Source organism: Klebsiella sp. RHBSTW-00215, from assembly GCF_014103785.1.
Taxonomy (GTDB): domain Bacteria; phylum Pseudomonadota; class Gammaproteobacteria; order Enterobacterales; family Enterobacteriaceae; genus Klebsiella.
The window spans coordinates 386299-406911 of the sequence record NZ_JABXQS010000001.1; the positions used below are offsets into that span (position 1 = coordinate 386299).

At 50.0% G+C, this 20613-nt stretch carries 23 protein-coding genes and 1 tRNA gene; 8 read left to right on the plus strand and 16 right to left on the minus strand.

Annotated features, from left to right (window positions below; all coding sequences use genetic code 11):
* Nucleotides 1–335: 335 nt before the first annotated feature.
* Nucleotides 336–1067, minus strand: coding sequence for an arginine ABC transporter substrate-binding protein (locus HV127_RS01870; protein ID WP_182234786.1), 732 nt, complete (start codon nt 1065–1067; stop codon nt 336–338).
* Between the two features lie 439 nt (nt 1068–1506).
* The gene (locus HV127_RS01875) at nt 1507–3549 is read right to left on the minus strand and encodes a prolyl oligopeptidase family serine peptidase (protein WP_182234788.1); all 2043 of its coding nucleotides are present in this window, start codon (nt 3547–3549) and stop codon (nt 1507–1509) included.
* 395 nt (nt 3550–3944) lie between these two features.
* Here HV127_RS01875 and HV127_RS01880 point away from each other — a divergent pair, with 395 nt between their 5' ends.
* Both HV127_RS01880 and HV127_RS01885 read left to right on the plus strand, forming a co-directional pair.
* Nucleotides 3945–5162 carry a tyrosine-type recombinase/integrase gene (locus HV127_RS01880; RefSeq protein WP_148852911.1) on the plus strand — a complete coding sequence of 406 codons (1218 nt, stop codon included), beginning with the start codon at nt 3945–3947 and terminating at the stop codon, nt 5160–5162.
* A gap of 324 nt (nt 5163–5486) precedes the next feature.
* Nucleotides 5487–5759, plus strand: a complete 273-nt coding sequence (locus HV127_RS01885; RefSeq protein WP_148852917.1) for a hypothetical protein — start codon at nt 5487–5489, stop codon at nt 5757–5759.
* 33 nt (nt 5760–5792) lie between these two features.
* On the opposite strand, the gene HV127_RS01890 is transcribed toward HV127_RS01885, so the two are convergent.
* The 3 genes from HV127_RS01890 to HV127_RS01900 all read right to left on the minus strand — a co-directional run bounded on the left by HV127_RS01890 (nt 5793) and on the right by HV127_RS01900 (nt 7503).
* Nucleotides 5793–6002, minus strand: a complete 210-nt coding sequence (locus tag HV127_RS01890; RefSeq protein WP_148852919.1) for a hypothetical protein — start codon at nt 6000–6002, stop codon at nt 5793–5795.
* A gap of 81 nt (nt 6003–6083) precedes the next feature.
* Nucleotides 6084–7142, minus strand: a complete 1059-nt coding sequence (locus HV127_RS01895; protein ID WP_182234790.1) for a major capsid protein — start codon at nt 7140–7142, stop codon at nt 6084–6086.
* 25 nt (nt 7143–7167) lie between these two features.
* Nucleotides 7168–7503 carry a hypothetical protein gene (locus tag HV127_RS01900; protein ID WP_182234792.1) on the minus strand — a complete coding sequence of 112 codons (336 nt, stop codon included), beginning with the start codon at nt 7501–7503 and terminating at the stop codon, nt 7168–7170.
* A 113-nt stretch (nt 7504–7616) separates the two neighbouring features.
* Between HV127_RS01900 and HV127_RS01905 the strand changes: the two genes are divergently transcribed.
* Nucleotides 7617–7787 carry a hypothetical protein gene (locus HV127_RS01905; protein WP_182234794.1) on the plus strand — a complete coding sequence of 57 codons (171 nt, stop codon included), beginning with the start codon at nt 7617–7619 and terminating at the stop codon, nt 7785–7787.
* A gap of 389 nt (nt 7788–8176) precedes the next feature.
* Here HV127_RS01905 and HV127_RS01910 read toward each other — a convergent pair whose 3' ends face one another.
* The 5 genes from HV127_RS01910 to HV127_RS01930 form a co-directional block, all read right to left on the minus strand.
* Nucleotides 8177–8548, minus strand: a complete 372-nt coding sequence (locus HV127_RS01910) for a hypothetical protein (protein WP_182234796.1) — start codon at nt 8546–8548, stop codon at nt 8177–8179.
* Between the two features lie 100 nt (nt 8549–8648).
* Nucleotides 8649–9284: a hypothetical protein gene (locus HV127_RS01915; protein WP_071557269.1), complete on the minus strand. Its 636-nt coding sequence runs from the start codon at nt 9282–9284 to the stop codon at nt 8649–8651.
* 11 nt (nt 9285–9295) lie between these two features.
* A complete protein-coding gene (locus HV127_RS01920; protein ID WP_182234798.1) occupies nt 9296–10264 on the minus strand; it encodes a hypothetical protein in 969 nt (322 codons plus the stop codon).
* A 51-nt stretch (nt 10265–10315) separates the two neighbouring features.
* Nucleotides 10316–10459, minus strand: a complete 144-nt coding sequence (locus HV127_RS01925) for a hypothetical protein (RefSeq protein ID WP_182234800.1) — start codon at nt 10457–10459, stop codon at nt 10316–10318.
* Between the two features lie 14 nt (nt 10460–10473).
* Nucleotides 10474–10902 (minus strand): hypothetical protein, encoded by a 429-nt coding sequence (locus HV127_RS01930; protein ID WP_117073748.1) that lies wholly within the window; start codon nt 10900–10902, stop codon nt 10474–10476.
* Nucleotides 10903–12882: 1980 nt separating this feature from the next.
* On the opposite strand from HV127_RS01930, the gene HV127_RS01935 reads away from it, so the two are divergent.
* The 3 genes from HV127_RS01935 (at nt 12883) to HV127_RS32005 (ending at nt 14057) form a co-directional block, all read left to right on the plus strand.
* The gene (locus tag HV127_RS01935; protein ID WP_040215122.1) at nt 12883–13470 is read left to right on the plus strand and encodes a tyrosine-type recombinase/integrase; all 588 of its coding nucleotides are present in this window, start codon (nt 12883–12885) and stop codon (nt 13468–13470) included.
* 2 nt (nt 13471–13472) lie between these two features.
* Nucleotides 13473–13691: a hypothetical protein gene (locus HV127_RS01940; RefSeq protein ID WP_040215145.1), complete on the plus strand. Its 219-nt coding sequence runs from the start codon at nt 13473–13475 to the stop codon at nt 13689–13691.
* Nucleotides 13692–13922: 231 nt separating this feature from the next.
* Nucleotides 13923–14057: a hypothetical protein gene (locus HV127_RS32005; RefSeq protein ID WP_254915114.1), complete on the plus strand. Its 135-nt coding sequence runs from the start codon at nt 13923–13925 to the stop codon at nt 14055–14057.
* Nucleotides 14058–14081: 24 nt separating this feature from the next.
* Here the strand turns inward: HV127_RS32005 and HV127_RS01945 are convergent, their stop codons facing one another.
* The 6 genes from HV127_RS01945 to HV127_RS01970 all read right to left on the minus strand — a co-directional run bounded on the left by HV127_RS01945 (nt 14082) and on the right by HV127_RS01970 (nt 18321).
* Nucleotides 14082–14708: a hypothetical protein gene (locus tag HV127_RS01945; protein WP_040215118.1), complete on the minus strand. Its 627-nt coding sequence runs from the start codon at nt 14706–14708 to the stop codon at nt 14082–14084.
* Between the two features lie 24 nt (nt 14709–14732).
* Nucleotides 14733–15464, minus strand: a complete 732-nt coding sequence (locus HV127_RS01950; protein ID WP_064379999.1) for an HNH endonuclease — start codon at nt 15462–15464, stop codon at nt 14733–14735.
* Nucleotides 15465–15663: 199 nt separating this feature from the next.
* Entirely contained in the window at nt 15664–15816 is a 153-nt protein-coding gene (locus tag HV127_RS01955; RefSeq protein WP_168191999.1) for a hypothetical protein, read from the minus strand.
* Nucleotides 15817–16455: 639 nt separating this feature from the next.
* A tRNA-Gly gene (locus tag HV127_RS01960) sits at nt 16456–16529 on the minus strand.
* Between the two features lie 80 nt (nt 16530–16609).
* Nucleotides 16610–17335 (minus strand): amidase activator ActS, encoded by a 726-nt coding sequence (gene actS, locus HV127_RS01965; RefSeq protein ID WP_182234802.1) that lies wholly within the window; start codon nt 17333–17335, stop codon nt 16610–16612.
* A gap of 89 nt (nt 17336–17424) precedes the next feature.
* Nucleotides 17425–18321 (minus strand): LysR family transcriptional regulator, encoded by an 897-nt coding sequence (locus tag HV127_RS01970; RefSeq protein ID WP_182240535.1) that lies wholly within the window; start codon nt 18319–18321, stop codon nt 17425–17427.
* 216 nt (nt 18322–18537) lie between these two features.
* On the opposite strand from HV127_RS01970, the gene HV127_RS01975 reads away from it, so the two are divergent.
* The gene (locus tag HV127_RS01975) at nt 18538–20022 is read left to right on the plus strand and encodes a UbiD family decarboxylase (protein ID WP_182234804.1); all 1485 of its coding nucleotides are present in this window, start codon (nt 18538–18540) and stop codon (nt 20020–20022) included.
* An 11-nt stretch (nt 20023–20033) separates the two neighbouring features.
* Nucleotides 20034–20612, plus strand: coding sequence for a UbiX family flavin prenyltransferase (locus HV127_RS01980; protein ID WP_182234806.1), 579 nt, complete (start codon nt 20034–20036; stop codon nt 20610–20612).
* Nucleotide 20613: the final 1 nt, after the last annotated feature.

Consider the following 20613-nt stretch of genomic DNA (forward strand, 5'->3'; position numbering starts at 1 on the left):
TGATTGACATGATAAAACACACAAAAAAAATCATTTAATCATTAAAAAACAAATGATTAATAATATTTATTCTTATGATTACCGGGTCGTACATGAGTAAGCAACACCTAATCAATAACCCTAATAAATACGTGTCTGATGAGCACAATGTCAGGAAAGGCCGATAAAACTAACAATTAAAGTTGTGAATGGATCGCCATCAGGGGGCGTAGATAATCCAGCACCGAACTTGCACAACTCGAGGGTTAAATCGCCGAACCGACGGCATTCGTATGCGGCTTTAACGGGTTTTTATGACGCGCCAGCAGGTAAGACTGACGCGTTGTCATGGACGATTATTTAATCCAGCGATCTTTAATTTCGCTATATTCAGGAGAAGCCATCACCTTCTCCAGCGCCTGGTTTATCTCCGCCAGCAGCGGGTTCCCTTTACGCAGCGCAATGCCCAGGCCTTTACCATAATATTCAGGGTCGGTGGCGTGCTCATCCATAATGACGAAGTCCGGGTTCTCCTTCAGCCAGTTTTTCATCGCCGCCACATCGCCAAACACCCCGTCCAGACGTCCGTTTCGCAGGTCGATTAGCGCATTCATATAGCTGTCATAGGCTTGAGATTCAATCTCGCCATGGCGATCCTGGAGGTAGCGCTGATGCGAAGTCCCGTTCTCCAGGCCAAGCTTTTTACCTTTCAAATCGGCAAAGGTATGGGAGGTATCTTTGCGCACTACCGCAACCGCCGACAGTTCGTTTAAGTACGGTGTCGAGAAATCAACCTGCTTTTCACGCAGCGGTGTGATATCCATACCGGCGATCACCGCATCCATTTTCTTAAAACGCAGCGCCGGGATCAGGCTATCAAAACTCTGATTGGTAAAGTTGCAGGTCGCCTGGAGTTCCTTACATACCGCTTTGGCAATATCGATATCAAAACCAGCCACCTGGTTATTACCATCGACAAACTCAAACGGCGGATAGGTTGCGCTGGTACCAAAATGAATCACCCGTTCAGCGGCCAGCGCCGAACAAGAAAATAAACCGAGCGCAATAGCGAGATAAGTACCTTTCATGTTAATGCTCCCTGTGATGCCCCTACAATAATTCAGCGGTCTGAAAGATGGTCGGGATCGTTATTTCCGTCAGGCACCGAATCAAATTCATCGCCCAAATAATTATCGTCATTGATAAACCGTCCAGGTTATGGCCTGCGAAATAGCAGGTACCGCCCGTCCGGGGAGAACAATCATACTTGAACTGATGCGGGTTCTGTAGATTCCTGCCGCCTTATGGGAGATAAATTAATGAATCATATCCACAGGTTACGCGATAGATTACAGCATAATATATCAAGCTGAAGGTTATGTTTCATATCAGCAAAAATAGTAATGGTTTAAGCAGAGATAAAAATTTCACCATAGGTGCAATACGCAAAATATCTAACCCCGACCTAAAAGTCGGGGGATTTTTTTCCTAACTCAGATAGCCCAGCACCGACATCCGCAGCCATTTTCACGATAGTTGCTCAGTCAGCATCTGCCAAAGAAACTCTTCTTTCATCGCTCGTTGAAATGCCCGTTGGCTATTTTCCGGCGAGCTGCCGTGACCGGCTTCAGTTTCTTCATACAGCCAGACATTATCGTGGCCCTGCTGCTGCATGTACGCCACCATTTTGCGCGCATGGGCTGGGCTGACACGGTCGTCTTGCGTGCCGGTAGTAAACAGCGTCGGCGGATAGTGCTTATCTGCGCGAACCTTGTCGAAAGGCGAGTAGTTTTGCAGCCATTGCCACTCTTCTGCGTTCTCCGGGTCGCCGTATTCCGCTATCCAGGATGCCCCTGCCAGCCAGCGATGATAGTTACGCATATCCAGAAGCGGCACCTGGCAAACCAGCGCGCCAAAAAGCTCCGGGTAATCCGTTAGCATATTGCCGATCAGTAAGCCGCCGTTACTCCCTCCTTGCGCCGCAAGCCGTTTCGGGCAGGTTACACGACGCGCGATCAGGTCTTTCGCGACCGCAGCAAAATCTTCATAGGCACGGTGACGATGCTGCTTCAGCGCCGCCTGATGCCACAGTGGTCCGTATTCTCCTCCGCCGCGAATATTCGCGACGACGAAAACGCCTCCCTTTTGCAGCCAGGTTTCCCCCATCGCGCCCAAATAGTATGGAGACAGAGAAACCTCGAAACCGCCGTAACCATAAAGCAAAGTCGGGTTGTCACCGGTTAATGCCAGTCCCTTAGCGGAAATCTGGAAATACGGGATGCGCGTACCGTCCAGAGAAACAGCAAAATGCTGAGTCACCTCGATACCCGAGGCATCAAAACAAGACGGGTCCTGTTTCACGGCGATAAGATTCCCGCTATCCAGACAGCCAAGGCTCAGTCGGCAGGATTGCAAGAATCCATAGCTAACGACTCGATAGCGGTTGCTCTCTATATCAATGCCATATGCTGAAATACAGGTGAAATCGGGCAATTCCAGCGTGTTAACGTTGCGCCACTGACCGTGTTCAGGGCGGCAAAATGTCACTTTTTCGACCACATCCTGAGTCAGATTGAGTATCAGGTAGTCACGCGTCGTATCGTAGCCTTGCAGCGTAGTGTGGGCATCCGGCGTGAACAGAACGGTAAAATCGCGCTGGCCCTGCTGAAAAGCCGTAAAATCGGTCGCGATCAACGAGCCTGCGGGATAGGTTTTGTCGGCAATCTCCCAAGGCGAGGTCAGCATCACCAGAAGCCAGTTTTGCAGAAAACCGCATGATGCATCTTCAGGAATAGCAATGGGTTCCAGTTCATTTTGCGCGCTCAACAGCCAGGTGCGGCGGCGATAAAAATCCTCAGCACGCTGCACCAGCGTTTTCTCAAAACCTGGGGTCGGATCGTGCCAGGCAAATACACGCATATCCGACTCAGTTCCGGCGTAAATTAGCGTCGCGTCCTGCGATGGAGTACCTCGCTGCCAGCGGCTCACGCAGCGAGGATAGCCCGATTGGGTCAGCGTATCGCCACCGGTATCAAGCGCTAAAAGAAGCGTATTTTCATCAAGCCAGCGAGCGGTGCTTTTGCTTTCGGGAAGATAAAACCCGTCGGCAATAAAAGTCTTGTTAACCAGATCAAATTCGCGGATTTCACATGCATCACCACCGCTCGACAGGTAAATCAGCGCCCGCGTGTAATCCGGGTAGAGGATATCGGTACCGTGATAGTTCCAGCTTGCACTCTCTTCTTCATTTAGCCGGTCGATGTCCAACACCGTTTCCCATTCAGGGTTATCCGCTAACCAGGATGCTTCCGTCGTTCGCCGCCAGATACCGCGCGGATGCTGGTCATCCTGCCAAAAGTTATAAACCGTTTCGCGATAGTGGCTAACCCAGGGAATATTCGATTGATCGTCCAGCGATTGCAAAACGGCCTTCTGCGTACGGTGAAAACGCTCACCCTGGGCGAATTTTGCGACGGTGCGGATATTCTGCTCCGCCACCCAGCGCAGGGCGTCATCGTCCTGCGGAGTTTCCAGTTTGTTGAGCAGTTCCTGAACGTTTTGTCGCGTCATGATTATCTCGTCCTGATAAATGGGCAGAGTGTTGTCGATATGGCTGACTTCTTAGCCATGCGCAGATTTGTAGTGGAATGTATCAAAGTAAAGGTAAGGGCAATTTCTGTACTAACCAGACTAGCGAATTACACAATGAACGTGTAGATAAAATACGCCTGGATGCTAGCAGCCGCTATCGTGAACACGAGGTTTTTTGTAGGAGATTTACGAAATCGGATCTCGTGCGTATGGGTATAAGATTTGAGTGTAACCGATGGATTTATAAGATAAAATAGATGGAGCGGGCGAAGGGAATCGAACCCTCGTATAGAGCTTGGGAAGCTCTCGTTCACTCCATCTCGATATTGTACAGGGCGCTGTACCTGATTGCGTGACTATAGAGGATCAATGTCATGGCGATCAACAACAATCAGTACCTTTTTCAGAACAAATCCGGGCTGTGGATTTTCCAGATCTTCGTACCTAAATACATGCGCCACGCATTCGGACATAAGCGCGCCTGGCGCAAGTCCACGGGCACAAAAGATATAGTTAAGGCTCGGCAATTCAGAAACCATCTTCTTATTGAATTCAATAAGTTGAAAGAGAAGTTAAAGCCGGATACTGAGGAGAAACGCATCTCTGGTGCTATCGCGTCTCTCTATCAGGAGGTAAGCACCAACAATGAGATCGAGGACAGGCGCGGCAAGCCAGACGAGGATAAAACCACGTCCCCCACCCTTTGCGAGATACGCGATGAGTACAGCGAAAACTACAAAAACCGTCGCTCCTACTCCACTCTGAGCAAATCAGCCCGCGCTGTGGAGGTCTTTCTTGCCACCATCCAGGAAACAGACATCAAGATTGATCTGATTGGTCGGCGCGTAGTGACACAATTCATCAGAACACAACAAGAGCGGGTTGCGGGTCAGACTTTACAAAACTGGCTAACCTGCCTGGGCAGTCTGTACGAGTTCGCTCTGAGATCTTACGATGCCATCCCCGAGGGAAACCCCTTCCACAATCACAATCTGGAAGCAAGGCGCACAATCGAAAGTTACGAACCATTCGAGCTAACCCAGATAAAAGCGCTGCTTGACGGTGCGGATGAGGTGATCCGGGATTTGATCTTGATGGGCCTTTATTCCGGCTGCCGTCTCGATGAACTGGCAAGCCTACGTAAGGATGAGATTGTTGTGATTGAGGGTATCCGCTGCTTTTACATCAGCAAGTCGAAGACAAAGGCGGGGATTCGCTATGTTCCAATCCATAGCTTACTTGTTGGGATCGTCGATAAATACCTGAGCCAGAACCACGGCGACTACCTACTACCGCCGTCAAACCGGATTATCAGGAAGGATGGGAAAAAAGGCCCGTGGTATAGCCAGAAGTTCACGCGCTTGCGTGGTCATATCTTGCCCACTGCAACTGTTCGTCAATGCTTTCACAGCTTGCGCGGGATGTTCATCACCTGCTTAGACCGTGCCGGAGTTAGCGAAAGCAGAATTGGTTCCATCACCGGGCATACAGAACAGAAAGCGAAAACCGAAGCATTCCGCACCTACAGCCAGGGGGCCAGCATGAAGGAGTTAGCAACCTATGTTAATTTGGTAACCTACAAGAAAATTTAGGTGACAAAAAACAATAAATAATTACAATTACAATTACATTTAAAAAACCATACAGGAAATGTGAGCAAAAAAAATGATAAAAAAAACCATCATCATCATATTGTTAATTATAGCGGGTCTTTGGGGCTATGGAGCAAGTATTGGTTACTCTCAAAACAATAAGGGTGTATCTTTATTCCAAGTTGCTTACACATATAACTCCCTGAATTTTATAAGCCAACACGGATATATGTTTCTCATACGACAAAACCATCAATTAGTCGATAGAGCTAAAGATTTAAATCGTGATTTTTCGAATGATAACAATTAGTTTCGGGGCCTATAATGAAAAAAATATTATTTGCATCATTAGTTTCATTTTCAACTCTTGCGTCATATGCCGATACTCCTTATGCAGGTGAACAAGAAATGTCAGAGGATGTATCTCTTTTAGCCCAGTCATCTTTATTATATAAAAATAATGGTGAAAAAAGGATGTATGACAATACAAAGATGTTATGTCTTGGCATACAAGGAAAGTATGATCTAACAAAAAATAGAACTGAGAATATGATCCGATGGATGGGGAAAGTTCAGAGTATTTGCTCTGAGTATTGATCAAAAAAAACCGGGCGGTTTTATCCGTCCGGCTCAGATAGCATCTTTCAGCTTTTGCTGTTTCACGTAGAACAAGAGCGCCTGATCGAGGCCGATGCTGGCGACTTTGCTCAGGAAAGTGCTTCGGGGAATTCCGATCAGCCGCGCGAGCGCGGAGACGTTCAGCAAGTTGGCATCGTCCAGAGTCTTAACCTTGACCGACAGTAGCGGCGAGTTTCCCACGCCAAGGATTTTCAATTGCATGTATTTACCTCTCCAGTATGACGGAGGGCGGCAATTGCCGCCCCAAAACCGTTAGCCCTTCCGGGCTATTGCTTCACCTGATTACGCTTCGGCGGTGTTAACCGTCAGCTTGGTGATCATGCTCTGGTTGTAGCAGATCGGCAGCAGGCCATATTCTGATTGAATGGTCTGATTGTGCAGATGGTCTTCCCAGCCGTACTGGAAGAACAGACTTTCCGCTTCCACAGCCGCCAGGCGAGCATCACGAGATGCAGGGCCGTGGTAGCATTCAAACGGTTGCAGATCGCTACCGACCAGATTGTTTGCACCAAACACCGGAACCATAAACGCTTGCCCAGCCGGGATGAAGTCGCGGTACAGTAGGCCGGTATTAACAAAGGTCAGGCCGTCAACAGTCATCGCCTGAAACGCTGGCAGGCTCGCCTTTACGCTGGCGTTAAACAGGTTGCTATCTGGCAGCACACCATGATTAATTAAAGTCAGCATAGACGGATGGAACTTGATCGCCTTGTAAGCCTCTGGTGAACATAGAACGACGACACCACGCATGGAACTGAGCCAGCCACCCAGCGCAAAACGCATCGCGTTTGCTGCGGTATCCAGATCCTCTAACGGGCCGTTACCAGTTTTGGTAGCATCCACACTGGCAGTTGCGACGGTCTGACCGAATTCATCCTCAAAATCGAGCACTGGCCGATCCTGGGTATACGGTGCAAGAACCTGACCAGAGAACAAAGCGCGGGCCAGGTAGAATTCTTTCGTCTGACGAAATTTCAGGTACTGGCGAATGCCCTCATCGGAAACTAACTCGCCAATGTCTGTTTGACGTTGAGTCCCACTACGGCGTCGCCCCTGGAATGATTCAGCACCAATATTCCCAGTCGTCACAAAGTGTGGAATTTCGATCAGGCGGTTTTTGCTGCGTGGACGTTCGGTCACGTCAACTTCCGTCGAGTAACGGTTAACACTGGCAGCGACGGCCTGCATATTTTCGTGAAGCTCGTCGATCTCCCGCTTAGGCAGTGGGCTTGTTTTATCTTTGAAGATGTCCAGCGCCTGCAAGAGGAAGTTATCACCGAAGCGTTCTTTGTACGCGCCGCTGTAGTAATTGATCTTAAAGCCAGAGGTAGAAATAGTCATCGTTATGATTTCCTTATCGTTATTATTATTCAGAAACAGAAACGCGGTTTAAACCGCTGGTTTCAATAGCCGTGATGGCAGCAGCCAGAGCCGCTGGAGTAGCAGCCCGGAGACCGTTACGTTTCAGGACGCAGCCGCGATCCACCACAATTACCGGGATGTTGCTCCCCGCCTTGTGGCTATCCAGCGCGATCAGAACATTAGCGCCGCTCGCATAGGCTGCACCCGCTGGGGTCAGTAGTGTGCCGGGGACGGTATCTACAGCCAGGGTGGCGAATGTGATTGTTTTGTGTGAAAACACCGGATCATCGCGATACGCGATCACATCCTGCGGGGATAAGTCTTCTTCGTACATAAGCATAAATTGTCACTCCATAAAGTTTTTGTTTGGTTATTCAGTCGTTTCACGATGATGTTGCAGCATCGCCGGTATAGCAGCCTGTTGGCCCTATCGTCATAATTGACGGGGTATAGGTGTCAGAAAAAAACCAGGCGGCAGAAGAACCACCCCGGAGGACAAGCGATGAGCGTTGTTATTATTTTTCTGATCTTGAAATGCAGCGCCATGAACTGGCGTTATCGGTTTCCGATAACCCGGCTTTACCGGGCTGGGAAAAGGTGAGCAACACAGCGGGAGACCTCTAATCATCGCCGTGCGCTCGATGCCAGTTTTCATCGTGGCAAGATGGCCCGGAGGAGAGCCGGGGCTTATGGCAAACCCCATCGCGGCAGGCTAATACCACGGCAGGATTATCTTTTGCAGCGCCCTTTACGGGCGTTAGCTTTCCTAACCCGGCAAAACCGGGCTGGGATTGAATAGGCGGCGCTGGGAAGCAAAGATGGCCCGTGCAAGGTATCAAGGAGCCAGCGCCTGAGAGGAGATTAAATTACGTTCAATTGGCTGTAGTTCGCAGTAGGACTCTTTCGAATCCATTAATCACCCTATGTTAGTATTTTACCACGAATGATAATCATTATCAACAAATTTCACGTAAAATCAGTCGGTAACTCATTCAGTATCAGCAATTCTACCTTCAATCATTCACCCTTTTAATCGGTGTGGATTCGATAATATATGAGTATGCTGCCGGATCTGCGGCGACTATCTCCCGGCATTTGGTACGAGCACGGGCCAATGCCGCTTCGTCCACAATGTGCGGTGTAAAGGTTCCAGCTCCTACACCCAGGCTTTTCATGATGCGTTTAGATTTCTGCTTGCTGTCTCTCACTGGCGCAGCTTTCGGCGCTGGCTTCGTTGACGGCTTCCAATCAGGGTGGCGGGTCAGGTAGTCATCAACGGCGGCTTTTACAGCGTCCTGCCGCTGTTCGGTTTCCATCTGTTCGATGGTGCGCCCGTTCATGGCTGCGGCTATGGAATCGCGAACGGTTTTGAGTAAGTTTTTCATTTTTGTTTTTATTCCTTAATAGGATAACCAGCCCGTCACGGGCGCAACGATACGCCAGCAGCAACGGGCAGGTATGGTAAAAGGTCTATGAGATTCAAGGTCAAGCCGTCGCGGTCTGGCTCGCTGTTGTGGTTTGTTGGCTTTTTCTAACGCGGCGAACAGGGTTTATTTGAATAGGCCGCGATTTGCTCGCAGCTTTTCGGGCCACAACCTGCCGATATTCAACATACAGCGGATCATCGTACTCTGGCATCCGTGGAGCCATTGCGGCATTGGTAACCCCATCACCCCGGAGGGACATCACCACGGTAAATAAGGGCAAGCCAAGCGCCTGACAGATATCTGCGAGCATCGCGCCCTCGTGCCACATCGTTATTATCAATCTCCCGTTGTTCGGGTTCGCAAAGCGCCTGCATCTTGGGTTATAAGAGCTATTGTACAATTCGATAACACGTTCCAGCGGAAGACGCAGCAGCAGCGCGACTTTGCCCGGAGGTACTCCGGCGACCAGCATGATTTTGCATTTTTTGATTATGTCGCCGTCGCGAGCGCGGTTTTTAAACAAGCGGGTTAAATCTGGGTCGGGTAGATCGATCTTTGCTGATTGGTCTGTTTTTTGTTCTGGTTCAGTGCAGCCCGCTTTGCGCGAGTTAACTTCGTTAACGTCATCTGGTGACGCTGGTTCGGGTAAGTCTGTGTTCTGGTTGGCGGTCAGCGCCTTGCATTTCTCAATCATTTTACCTCGCGTTAAAACTTAGGATCTTCGTCGTATTCCGGCTCTGTTGTCGGTGTCGATAACAGGTGCGGTGGAATGTGCCAGGGCCGGGCCTCTGCCATGTATTCATCTTTGGTACGAGTCGAAATTCCGTCTCGCTCGTCCTGGGTGTGACGTGCCACCCAATAGACGTAACGGAAACTCTGCAATGTGCCGTCAGCGTTGCGGTTAGGAGCCACATCACCAGTCAGGCTGTTAATAAACGCCTCAGTAATGACGCCGTGCACATCAAAGATTTGGACTTCCAGATTCCCCGAATTATTACCCTCGGTGCGATCATCGTCAGATTCCACGCTATAGCGCTGTCCAGCAACAAACGGGGAAGACTTAGGGGCCACGTCAGCACTCTGACCAAAGGATGTGTCTGCGGGCTGGTTGGCGGATTCTGTCTGCGGTTCTGTAGCTTCTGTAGCTTCTGTAGCTTCTGTAGCTTCTGTAGCTTCTTCATGACCATTACCATTTCCCTGCTTCTCCTCGGATTTTTTGGCCGCGTTCCCGCTGGCACGTTCGTGATTCCAAACAGGCTCGCCGTCATCTTCTGCGAAGATGATCTCCAGGTTTCCAATCACCTCCATAAGGCGGAAAGCGGTATAAACCACCATCCCACGTGGAGCGCCTGGGGCTGTCCGTCTCTCTCCTGTATCCTTTATTAACCCTATCTTCAAAAGGGATTTTAGGATCTTATCCAGTCGGTCACGGGACACACCGCAGCATTTCCAGATTTTTTCCCGTTTTTGAAAAAACTTACCGCCGCTGGCCTCGAATCCCTTTATCTGATTGAACATGTACAGATAAACGCGGAACATGTCCGGTTTCCATGTTATGACCTCTCCTGTATTGCGGATGCGGATGCTGTCAGCGCAAACCAAACGCATTTCAATGTTGGTGAATGGTTCGTCTGGCGGTGGTGTCTGCGGCAGTTTAGTTTTTTTTACTCTCATTGTTCATTCCCTGTGGGTTCGTTAGTGATTCGGGTAGTGGCTGGCCCGTTATCAGGCGTTCACGGCGTCTCTTTTTTTAATATTCCGCGCCATGTCCTGGCACATGATGCGGATCATTCTGGGAACCGGCATCCCCAGGCGATCCGACTCCTCGCGTAGAATCGCGTAGGTTTCGTCATCAAGCGAAAGTTTCATGGTTATCCTCTCTGTTAATCCGTCGTTGCCATATCCGGGACGGGTTCGCCTGTCAGCTTCTCAAGCTCGCCAGCCGCCTCCACCATTTTCAGCAGCAGCACCTGATCATTGAGCAAGCCCGCGCCCTGACGAGCGTAAAATAAGCGCCACGCGGTCAGCACGGGCTGGATGATTTCGATCACGTCACGCCCTTTTGCCAATTCAGCGTTATACGGAGAGAGGATTTTTTTGATGTTTTTAGCGCCGCGATTCTGTGATTTCAGGCGTTTCAGGATGTTCAGCGCCTGGCGTGTCTCTGGGTAGAGTTTATCGGCTTTTGCAGCCCCACCCATGCGGGAACGGAATGCGTGCAAATTTTGAGCGGTTGTAATTCCAGCGTCGATGGCCTCGACGATCTCGTTTGCAGTTGCGCTGGTAAAGTCCAGCAGGGCGGGTTTTCCCATTATTTCCCCTATGTATGTGATGGTTATTCCGGCTGGGGCAATTCCCAGTCTACGATATACAGTTTACAGTATATGAGACTATTTGTCAATGTATTTTCTCATTTAATTTATATAATTATAGATTATGTAATAAGTCAATTTACAGATATGCACAACCAATGTCAAGCGTCAATGATGAAAAATGCCATATCGCAAGCGTGTACGCTAAAACGCTATGTAAGGCGCTGTAACGCGTTCTGACTCCTACCCGCTACAATCGTATTGCCCAAGGTGTTACAGCCCCGCGCAGCCCCCTCTCGTTGAGGATTTCGCGGGGCATGAAGCATGATTGGCACGAACGTTGCTTAATGATGTTTGCTTATTATGTCCCGGCCCACACTCTCGCCGCCCCTATTGACTCTGCGGGTTACACTCCTCGTGACAATGTGTCCAAATTACTGCGCGGGCTGTTGCCCTTGCTGCCCAAAAGGTGGCGAGCCTGTTCGGTCAGAACAGGATAACGAGTCACCGCATGGGCGATTCATATCGCGAAGCGTGGCGCGTATGCGTCTGAACAGAGACCAACAAACAGATAGCCATCACAATGGCGATCTCAAAAGGTGTTGGTCGTTTGCCCTGCGGTAAGGTCTTCACGGCCAGGGAAGACCGCATGATAATTCAGGTTTGTATTGATCTAATTCCGGTTTGTATTAATTTAATTCTATGACTTTTTCAAAGACTTTTAAACCCACTTAAAAAACTTTCTCAAAGACTTTTAAGTCACCTAAAGATCTTTTTAAAAGACTTTTAAGCCATGTGCAAACTCTGCTAACGCCTGCACCAGGGACACCATGTTGTCCCTACCCCACCCCGGTGAAAATCACCTGGGTTACGTCTGCCGCCACCCGGCGAGCTTTTCTCAAAATAAATGCCATTAAATAGCCTGATAATAATGATCAATTACAATTAAATACGCCCTACCTCGACCCGTCCGGGCAACTTCCCGCTCTTGGAGATGGTCAAGTTGCGACCTTCGTTATGGTGGAGGTTATACAGCGGTATGGCCTGAGCGCCAGCCGTGGCGCGGGTTCGTTAAATTTGTCTGCCGATATCATGGCTCGCCTGTTCATCGCGGTGCTAAACCAAATCCGCATCATCCACGCCGCATTTCGTTGAAAAAAAATTCCTTCGCCAAAAGCCAGAAAAAATGAGAATCACCTCGCTTTCAGACCGATTTTCAGGCACATGGGACGCATTCTGGAGGGTGCTTTGATTGTGGTTATCGTGATTCAGGTTGCAAGGGAAATCGTCGTGGTGTGCTTCTGGTAAAGCGTGGGAGTGCTTGCCAGAGGGTGGAAGGACTGAGGCCGTACACGTTGTGAGGAGAGGGCAAGATCTGGGCCAGGAGCCGGAACATATCGCCCGTCATGTTGGTGGGAAATTGCGCCAAACTGGAGGAAGAAGATCGAAGCGCCGAAAGTGAAGACTAACAGTCTCCACTCTCCAAGTGGTTGATAATACGTAGATGAGCCTGCTCACATCATCAGACAGCCTTTATATGCATCGTTTATGCAGGATCAGGCAAGGTTTATTCACTTCTCTGATCTGGTGCTCGGGACTCGGGCGGGACTCGATAACCTGACCAGTAAGATATTTGCGAAAGACTGTTGACTTTTTCCGTGGGGTGTGAGTGTACGTCAAGCAGATCTGTTGGTGTGCAGGGATATTTTCGTGAACGAGACACACAAAAGACGGGCCACTTTGACCAGCGCCCCGCGAGGGGGCGTGATATTTCCCAGCCAGCTTACGGCATGACCTCATATTGGTGATTCTCCCCGGCGGGCGGGTAGGTGTTTGCATGAACATTCCTTGTGTACAACCTGCGCCCATTTTTTGATCATTTAGTGCGATTATTAAATTAAAGCACTTTCCATGTTACTGTTTTTGATCAAAAATACATCCATTGAAAGATTCAGAGCCGCACGGCGGCAAGGGGAGAATATGGGTAACGCAATGGTCGCGTTGAAAACCGCCGACGAAGTGAAAGCAGTCAGCGCGGAGTTAGCAAAGAACAAAAAGACGAACCTGTTTCGCTGCCTCTGGGCGATGCAATTTGAAAGCGCTCTTCGGTTCGGTGACGCCGTCAAATTGACGTGGGATCAGTTCGCGGAGGGTAAGACGCATCTTTCTATAAAGCAGGAGAAGACGGGGAAAATTCATAAGGTCGCCATTACCCCGGCTATGCGCTCCATAGTCCAAGCTCGCCGGGAAGAAGCAGCAGACCGCCCAAAATTCGGTGACTACATATTCAGCCTTTCTGATCTGAGATCGAAGGGTAAGCCAGTTTCACACAACGCAGTGCTGACGGAGTACGGCAAGTGCGGACGCCGTGCAGGTTTCCAGGATGTGGGAAGTCATACACCACGCAAGAGCAAAGGCCGCATTCTCTTTGAGAACGGCGCACCGCTGGAGCACATCACAAAGTTGTTGGGCCAGGCCAACCCGGCTTCGACCCTGTTTTACATCGGGTTCACGCAGGAGACGGCTGACACATTAGCGGGAGAATATTCTCTCGGGGAGGAATGGTAATGATGAAAAAATGCACAACATCAGTGTTAACAGTTTTGGCCCTGCTGGCATGTCAGCCAGCACACGCCGGACGGATCACGATGCAACTCACTGAACAAGAGGAGACAGCCAACGGCAAGACGCTTTGCCGTTATGAAAATTCTATCTATTCATTTAGTTACGTGACGCTGAGCAAGCATTGCGCGTCAGTCAAAACCTTCGACACCGAGGATTCAAATTAATGAAGAAGGAAGAAGCTCTCGCCAGCTTCGTCTGGTGTGGGGCCGTGGTTCAGGTCTACACGAAGACGGTGACGTTTGCCGGGACGGTTATACAGCGGCATCTGCTATCGAAGAACCTAAGGAGCGCAGTACAACAGGCAGTTAATCAAGCAGTAGAGAAGGCGGCGCAGGCTGAGTGCTTGGCGGTAGACAGCCCGCGCCATGTTCAACAAAACCGACGGAGAGTCAGGAATGAAGAACAGCAACATTATGGCGTTAGCGCTCGCGCTTCGCAACATCGAAGCCGGTCAGGCGGTTAAAATCCCGGCGATGACTGGAAGCCAGCTTCATTTGCTAATGATGTGGCTACAGGCTTTGAGAGAGTAATACGATGGGGGCTATGCCCCCTTTTCATGGGAATTTTTTGCCTTGCTTCTGATAATAATCCTTCCAGAATCTCATCGGCGATTCTGCACAATAATCGGACAACTCTTTGAAATCAGACTTAAACTGGGGGAGATTTTTAGCCAATGTTATTTGCTTCGGCAGTGCGCCTGTACCATCACCAACAACTTTAAACGTCATTGCGCCACGCTTTCTATCCTCGTTAATTAATTCCAATGCTGCCACAGTTTGCATTCTGCCCTCATGCAACTGCTTTAAATAAAACTTACGGTTAAAAAAGAAATCACGGAATGTTGGCGCATCTGCTTCAAGCCTAATGTCCCATGTAAGCGGTAGAGCGTCACAGATTTTTTCACTCATCATTTCACCGCTCGCGCTTCCGTCCTCGGATGCATCCATACTCACAGTCATCTTTGGTTGTGAAGGATCTAATCCCAGTTCGCCACTGTCCGCTAAGTATTCAGCATTTGTTGACCATTGACCTGTTAAAAATTCGCTATCGTAGATGTATGTCTTCTTTAATTCTTTATACGACGAAGGAATTTTCACTAAACTATCTAAAGCACCACTGAAACTGGTCAGAAACCCCGCCAAATAGATCAGCGCGTATTTACCCCATTCGAGTTTTTTCATGGCATCCTGTATGAGAAGTTATGTTCAGTTTTGCTTATTAACCGCCATTAATTCCAAAACACCGTAATGAGCTTGCCTATGGCAATTGGGGCATAATGCAATAGCATTTTCCACTGAATCGTCGCCTCCCCTTGAAAGCCACTCAATGTGGTGAACCTCAAGAAATGGTGTGCCATCTTCTTTCAGGAAAGGAGCATCACGCTTACAGCTTTGGCACTTGCCATTAGCCCTTGAAAGAACCTCAGCAACCACATACGGGCTTCGCTTATAAACTCTCGTTGTTACTTCCGTTAGTTCAGGGCTTTTACTTTCTATCGCTAAAATTTGCTTTCGTTTAGAGGGGGATAATTTTGCAGCAGCTTCTACAGCCTGTTCAAACGTTGATTTTACTTGTCGGTAACACCATTTACCCTGTAAATCTTGGTATAGCTCCCAAATGCCATGTAAAGAGGGTTGATAGATTTCAAAAATGTTCCCGCGCTTGAACAAACGGTCATACTCATGGTAACGATGAGTCACATCATCTGATCTCCTCGCAACTTTATTACAATCCCAATGGCTTCTGTTGCAATTGACAGTGTTAATGACAAGGTTTGAGCGCGTGTTGTCTCGATAATGCGGAAACAATGTCCTAAGGTAATCATCAACTTGCTTTACCGTTGCCGCTCCTTCGAACTGTTTCTCGACTACTTGAACAGTAGTGATTCTTATCGGCTGCTCTCCATACTTGTAAATTCGGTTAGATTTTTCTGCCATCACCAATCCCTTAATAGCCAAGATTCATCTTTAGTTACAGATGGTTCGTAGTTTGCGCAATTATCTGATGCAAGGCAATAGAAACCATTTAGCGCCGTGATGGATACATCTATCGATCAGCGCCGTCGACATATCATCAGATTTTTCAGCGGGAGATAAGGCAAAACAGTGATCCCCGTCTTTTTGTAATTACCTACAATCAGATAAATTTCCGGGCCTCCGAGACCATTTTCAACTCAGCCTCTTCTGCCTTCTTCCGTTCAAGCCATGCTTTGCCCTCTGGTGTCGCCAGAAACTTACGAGCGTGAATTTTACGGTTGTTGCGTTTGGTTGCTGCTGCATTCTTCGCCATGATTGCCTCCAGATCGGCCCTCACACTGGGGCCACAAAGGCAGGCTACAGAAAATCGCAGTGACAAATCCAGATGCAAAAATACCCTACCAAATGGTGCCGAAGGCAATAAGTGACCTTTACGTGCCGTGTTGGGCACATAAGGAGAGGCGGAGCGAAGCGACATCCGCAGTTAGCTCTTTTTCCTTCACAGGGAAGAACGAGCCATATGTGATCCCCTCGCGGGAATGATGATGCCTTGTCATGGCCTCTTATCAGGTAGCCGTTGTGATCCGGTGGCTGAAACCGTGGCAGAGCCGGATTCTTTCCCGATCCGGTTAGTCTTCCCAACATTACGCCTGTTTATTCTCTGCGACCTTTCACAAGGTGTTGCATCATAGAGCGCCGCACGAAGCGCGAGCCACATTGACAAGGGTTTTGGGAGAGGTTTAAAGCCTTGGTAAAGGCATCTTTTGTTCATGTTGGACTGTCGCAGTATGAACGATAGAACTACTGCCAGCGTGGTGGTATGCTCCCCTTATACCACTGACCACACACGCGGCAGGTGCGGGCGTAGTACAATGGGTAGTTTAAGTTGTACCTGCTTTGCAGGGCAACTTAACTAACTGAATAATCTAACTTGTTGATTATTCAGGAGATCTGGAGCGGGCGAAGGGAATCGAACCCTCGTATAGAGCTTGGGAAGCTCTCGTTCTACCATTGAACTACGCCCGCAAAGAAGTGCGAGGGCCATTATAGACCTTACGCACTCGCTGACAAGCCCAAACTGCGCTAACTGCCGATAAAATAACCTTTTAGCACTTAGGCTTACTGCCCTGCGGCGGCAAATAGCGCAGCGGGTCGATAGCCGTTGCGCGATAGCGAATCTGGAAATGCAGGCGTACGGAATCAGTATCTGTACTGCCCATAGTGGCGATCTGCTGGCCAATCTTCACGCTCTGACCGTTATTCACCATCAGCTTATCGTTGTGCGCATAGGCGCTGATGTAGTCCTCATTATGTTTAATCATAATCAGGTTACCGTAGCCGCGCAGTTGGTTGCCCACGTACACCACTTTGCCCGCACCGGACGCATAAACCGGCTGGCCGCGCTTCCCGGCGATATCAATACCTTTATTACCGCCATCGCTTAATGAATACGGCAACACCACTTTGCCGCTGGTTGGCCAGCGCCAGCAGCGTTGTCCGACCGGAGGCCAGGATGATTGCGGTACCGCCGAGGATGGCGTCACGGCAGCGGTGCGGCTGGCTGATGATTTTTTGCTGGATGATCCCGATTTCGCAGTGGTTCCTGAACTGCTGTTCAGCTTCAGCTTCTGCCCTACTTCAATGGTATAGGGCGGTGAAATATTGTTGAGTCGGGCCAGATCCCTGACGCTGGTACCGGTAGTGCGCGAAATGGCGTACAGCGTGTCGCCGCGCTTCACGGTATACGTGGAACCGGAATCAGATGAACTGGAGCACCCTGCAACGATCAGGCTGCTCACCAACATTATGGTGATAAAAAAACGTTTTCTCATCAGGCGTCCTGCGCTCAACACGAACTCTCACCTCGAAACCAGGGGCGATTATCATACCAGTCCGTAGGACGATCCCCAATCTCAACCCTTCATCCAGAAGTATTAAATGGATATCCCTGGGCGATAATATCCATTAGCGCGGGCAGATAAGACATAGATGGCAATTTCACCAGCGACGGATAGAATATTTGCGGCGAGGGGAATACCTCCACCACGTAGCACTGGCTAAGTTTGTCAGCATCAACTTCGGAAGACGGCAGCAGCGTCGCAGCCTCAAGGCCAGATTCGAGCCAGTCGAGGATCACCCCCGGCTGGGTTATATGCATAATCACCTTCGCATTTACCCCGGACTTACGAAACAGCTCCATCAGCATCTCGTAAGTCCCTGAATCCTTTGCCCGATGCAGCAACACCAGCGGCAGCACCGCCAGTGAAGTGTAACTGCACGGATTTGAAGGCGGCCCAGACAGACATTTTTTATTAATCACCGCCACCAGCTTGATCGGGTCAAAAGAGACATAATCAAAGCCTTCGCTTCGATAGGGCCGCTGTATTAACGCCAGGTCGATTGCGCCTTCTGTTAATAATGTCTCAAGATGGCTGGAGTCGGTAACGGAGATATTTATCGATGTTTCAGGGTTACGCCGATATAGCTCCATTAAGAGCGGTTTAAAATAATTCTGATAAAGATGCGTTAAGCCAATTCGCAATTCAGTTCTGTTTTTCTGTGCGATATCTGTTGTTTCACGGGCGGCATCTTCTACCTGACGTAATATTTCGCAGCCTTTGCGATAAAGAAAAAAGCCGGCTTCAGTCGGTTCAATGCGGTTACCACGACGCACAAAAAGCGATACCTGAAGCTCCTCTTCCAGCTCCTGAATCCGCTTGCTGAGCGGCGGCTGAGCCATGTTCAGTGATTTCGCCGCCTGGCTGACGGAACCGTGCTCCACCACCCGACAAAAGTAACGTAAGCGCTTTAAATCCATCATTGCCACCCATGATTTATCTTCTTATCAGTATCACACTTACGCAGCTAAATAAAAAGCCAGCGCCACTTCACCTCATATTGATTAATCATCCGTTAACACATTCTTAAAATAAACTTTTTTGATCTACTGAGCCTCCGCTAAACGGTATTTGTTTAAAAGGGCGATGAAAAATATTGTGCCGGTAGCAAAACTGCTTTTCTGAAGGAACATCCCATGGCAAATACTGATAACAAAACAGTACATGATTTACGCTCAGCGCTCGAACTCCTGAAAACCCTTCCCGGCGAATACGTCGAAACCGATACTGAAGTTGACCCGCACGCGGAGCTCTCCGGGGTTTATCGCTACGTTGGCGCAGGCGGCACCTGCCAGCGTCCGACTCGCAAAAACGGCCCGGTGATGGTGTTTAACAAAATCAAAGGATTTAACGATATCAGCGTGGCGATTGGCCTCAACGGCTCCCGCCAGCGCGTCAGCCATTTTCTCCAGTGCGAATCAGCAAAGCTGGGGCATCTGCTTAAAGATTCGGTAGAAAACGCAATAGCGCCAGTGATGGCTCAAGGTCCAGCGGTATGTCAGGAAGTGGTACATCTGGCAAGCGATGCCGATTTCGATCTGCGCAAGCTGCTGCCCGCTCCAACCAACACCGAAGAGGACGCCGGACCGTATATCACCATGGGCCTGTGCTACGCCTCCGACCCGGAAACCCACGAATCCGACATCACCATTCACCGCCTGTGCGTACAGAGCCGCGACGAACTCTCCATGTGGCTGACGCCGGGCCGCCATATCGACGCCTTCCGCATGAAGGCAGAGGCCGCTGGCCAACCGTTGCCGATTTCGATCAGTATCGGTGTCGATCCGGCCATTGAGATTGCCGCCTGCTTCGAGCCGCCGACCACGCCGCTGGGCTTCAACGAACTGAGCATTGCGGGCGCGCTGCGCGGCAAAGCGGTTGAAATGGTGCAGTGTAAAACCATCAATGAAAAAGCCATCGCTCACGCCGAGATCGTCATTGAAGGCGAACTGCTGCCAAACGTGCGCGTACGTGAAGATCAGAACACCAATACCGGCCGCGCAATGCCGGAATTCCCGGGCTATACCGGTGAAGCCAAAGAGGCTATCCCGGTGATTAAAGTGAAAGCGGTCACCCATCGCATCAACCCTATCTGGCGCACCACCGTCGGGCCGGGCGAAGAACATGTGAATATGGCAGGTATTCCGACGGAAGCCAGCATTCTGGATATGGTGGAACGCGCGATGCCGGGCAAACTGCTGAACGTTTTCGCCCACTCCGCTGGCGGCGGCAAACTACTGGCAGTGCTGCAATTTAAAAAATTCTCCCCAGCCGATGAAGGGCGTCAGCGCCAGGCGGCCCTGCTGGCCTTCTCCGCCTTCCCGGAACTGAAGCACGTGATTCTGGTAGATGAAGACGTGGATATTTTCGATAGCGACGACGTGCTGTGGGCGATGCAAACTCGCTATCAGGGCGATGTCGACACCATTACCATCCCCGGCGTGCGCTGCCACCCGCTCGACCCGTCCCAGGTGCCGGAGTACAGCCCGAGCATCCTGCAACAGGGGATGTCCTGCAAAACCATTTTCGACTGTACGGTACCGTTCCACCTGAAGCACAACTTCCAGCGCTCCAAATTTAAAGACGTGGACGTGAAGCGCTTCCTGCCGGATTTCGAATAAAGGAGACCCCCATGACGGCACGCATCATCATTGGTATCAGCGGAGCATCAGGATTTCAGTACGGTGTGAAGGCGCTGGAGTTACTTCGCCCGCTTCCTGTTGAAGTCCATCTGGTGGTCTCGAAAGGCGCGGAGAAAACCTGCGAACTGGAGACGGATTATCGGCTGGACGAGGTGATGGCGCTGGCTGACGTGGTGCATCCCATTGGCAATCTGGGGGCTTCTATCTCCAGCGGTTCATTCAAAACGCTGGGGATGCTGGTCGCCCCTTGCTCAATGCGCTCTTTGGGTGCCATTGCCCACTGTCTGACCGACAACCTGCTCACCCGGGCTGCGGACGTGGTGCTAAAAGAGCGCCGCCGTCTGGTGCTGCTGGCCCGCGAAACGCCGCTCAACCTCGGCCATATTCGCAATATGCTGGCGGTGACGGAAATGGGCGGGATTGTGTTCCCACCGGTTCCGGCGCTTTATCAACGCCCGCAAACGGCAGACGACATCATTACTCATAGCGTGAATCGCGCGCTCGACCTGTTTGACCTTGAGGTCAACAACATCCCTCGCTGGGGCGAGGGCGAGCTAAGTTTTAATTAAC

Bases quoted from the DNA above. Each gene is read 5' to 3' on its own strand.
- HV127_RS01870 (WP_182234786.1), bottom strand. From the start codon at position 1,067: ATGAAAGGTACTTATCTCGCTATTGCGCTCGGTTTATTTTCTTGTTCG.
- HV127_RS01875 (WP_182234788.1), bottom strand. From the start codon at position 3,549: ATGACGCGACAAAACGTTCAGGAACTGCTCAACAAACTGGAAACTCCG.
- HV127_RS01880 (WP_148852911.1), top strand. From the start codon at position 3,945: ATGGCGATCAACAACAATCAGTACCTTTTTCAGAACAAATCCGGGCTG.
- HV127_RS01885 (WP_148852917.1), top strand. From the start codon at position 5,487: ATGAAAAAAATATTATTTGCATCATTAGTTTCATTTTCAACTCTTGCG.
- HV127_RS01890 (WP_148852919.1), bottom strand. From the start codon at position 6,002: ATGCAATTGAAAATCCTTGGCGTGGGAAACTCGCCGCTACTGTCGGTC.
- HV127_RS01895 (WP_182234790.1), bottom strand. From the start codon at position 7,142: ATGACTATTTCTACCTCTGGCTTTAAGATCAATTACTACAGCGGCGCG.
- HV127_RS01900 (WP_182234792.1), bottom strand. From the start codon at position 7,503: ATGCTTATGTACGAAGAAGACTTATCCCCGCAGGATGTGATCGCGTAT.
- HV127_RS01910 (WP_182234796.1), bottom strand. From the start codon at position 8,548: ATGAAAAACTTACTCAAAACCGTTCGCGATTCCATAGCCGCAGCCATG.
- HV127_RS01915 (WP_071557269.1), bottom strand. From the start codon at position 9,284: ATGATTGAGAAATGCAAGGCGCTGACCGCCAACCAGAACACAGACTTA.
- HV127_RS01920 (WP_182234798.1), bottom strand. From the start codon at position 10,264: ATGAGAGTAAAAAAAACTAAACTGCCGCAGACACCACCGCCAGACGAA.
- HV127_RS01925 (WP_182234800.1), bottom strand. From the start codon at position 10,459: ATGAAACTTTCGCTTGATGACGAAACCTACGCGATTCTACGCGAGGAG.
- HV127_RS01930 (WP_117073748.1), bottom strand. From the start codon at position 10,902: ATGGGAAAACCCGCCCTGCTGGACTTTACCAGCGCAACTGCAAACGAG.
- HV127_RS01935 (WP_040215122.1), top strand. From the start codon at position 12,883: ATGGGTAACGCAATGGTCGCGTTGAAAACCGCCGACGAAGTGAAAGCA.
- HV127_RS01940 (WP_040215145.1), top strand. From the start codon at position 13,473: ATGAAAAAATGCACAACATCAGTGTTAACAGTTTTGGCCCTGCTGGCA.
- HV127_RS32005 (WP_254915114.1), top strand. From the start codon at position 13,923: ATGAAGAACAGCAACATTATGGCGTTAGCGCTCGCGCTTCGCAACATC.
- HV127_RS01945 (WP_040215118.1), bottom strand. From the start codon at position 14,708: ATGAAAAAACTCGAATGGGGTAAATACGCGCTGATCTATTTGGCGGGG.
- HV127_RS01950 (WP_064379999.1), bottom strand. From the start codon at position 15,464: ATGGCAGAAAAATCTAACCGAATTTACAAGTATGGAGAGCAGCCGATA.
- HV127_RS01955 (WP_168191999.1), bottom strand. From the start codon at position 15,816: ATGGCGAAGAATGCAGCAGCAACCAAACGCAACAACCGTAAAATTCAC.
- actS (WP_182234802.1), bottom strand. From the start codon at position 17,335: ATGAGAAAACGTTTTTTTATCACCATAATGTTGGTGAGCAGCCTGATC.
- HV127_RS01970 (WP_182240535.1), bottom strand. From the start codon at position 18,321: ATGGATTTAAAGCGCTTACGTTACTTTTGTCGGGTGGTGGAGCACGGT.
- HV127_RS01975 (WP_182234804.1), top strand. From the start codon at position 18,538: ATGGCAAATACTGATAACAAAACAGTACATGATTTACGCTCAGCGCTC.
- HV127_RS01980 (WP_182234806.1), top strand. From the start codon at position 20,034: ATGACGGCACGCATCATCATTGGTATCAGCGGAGCATCAGGATTTCAG.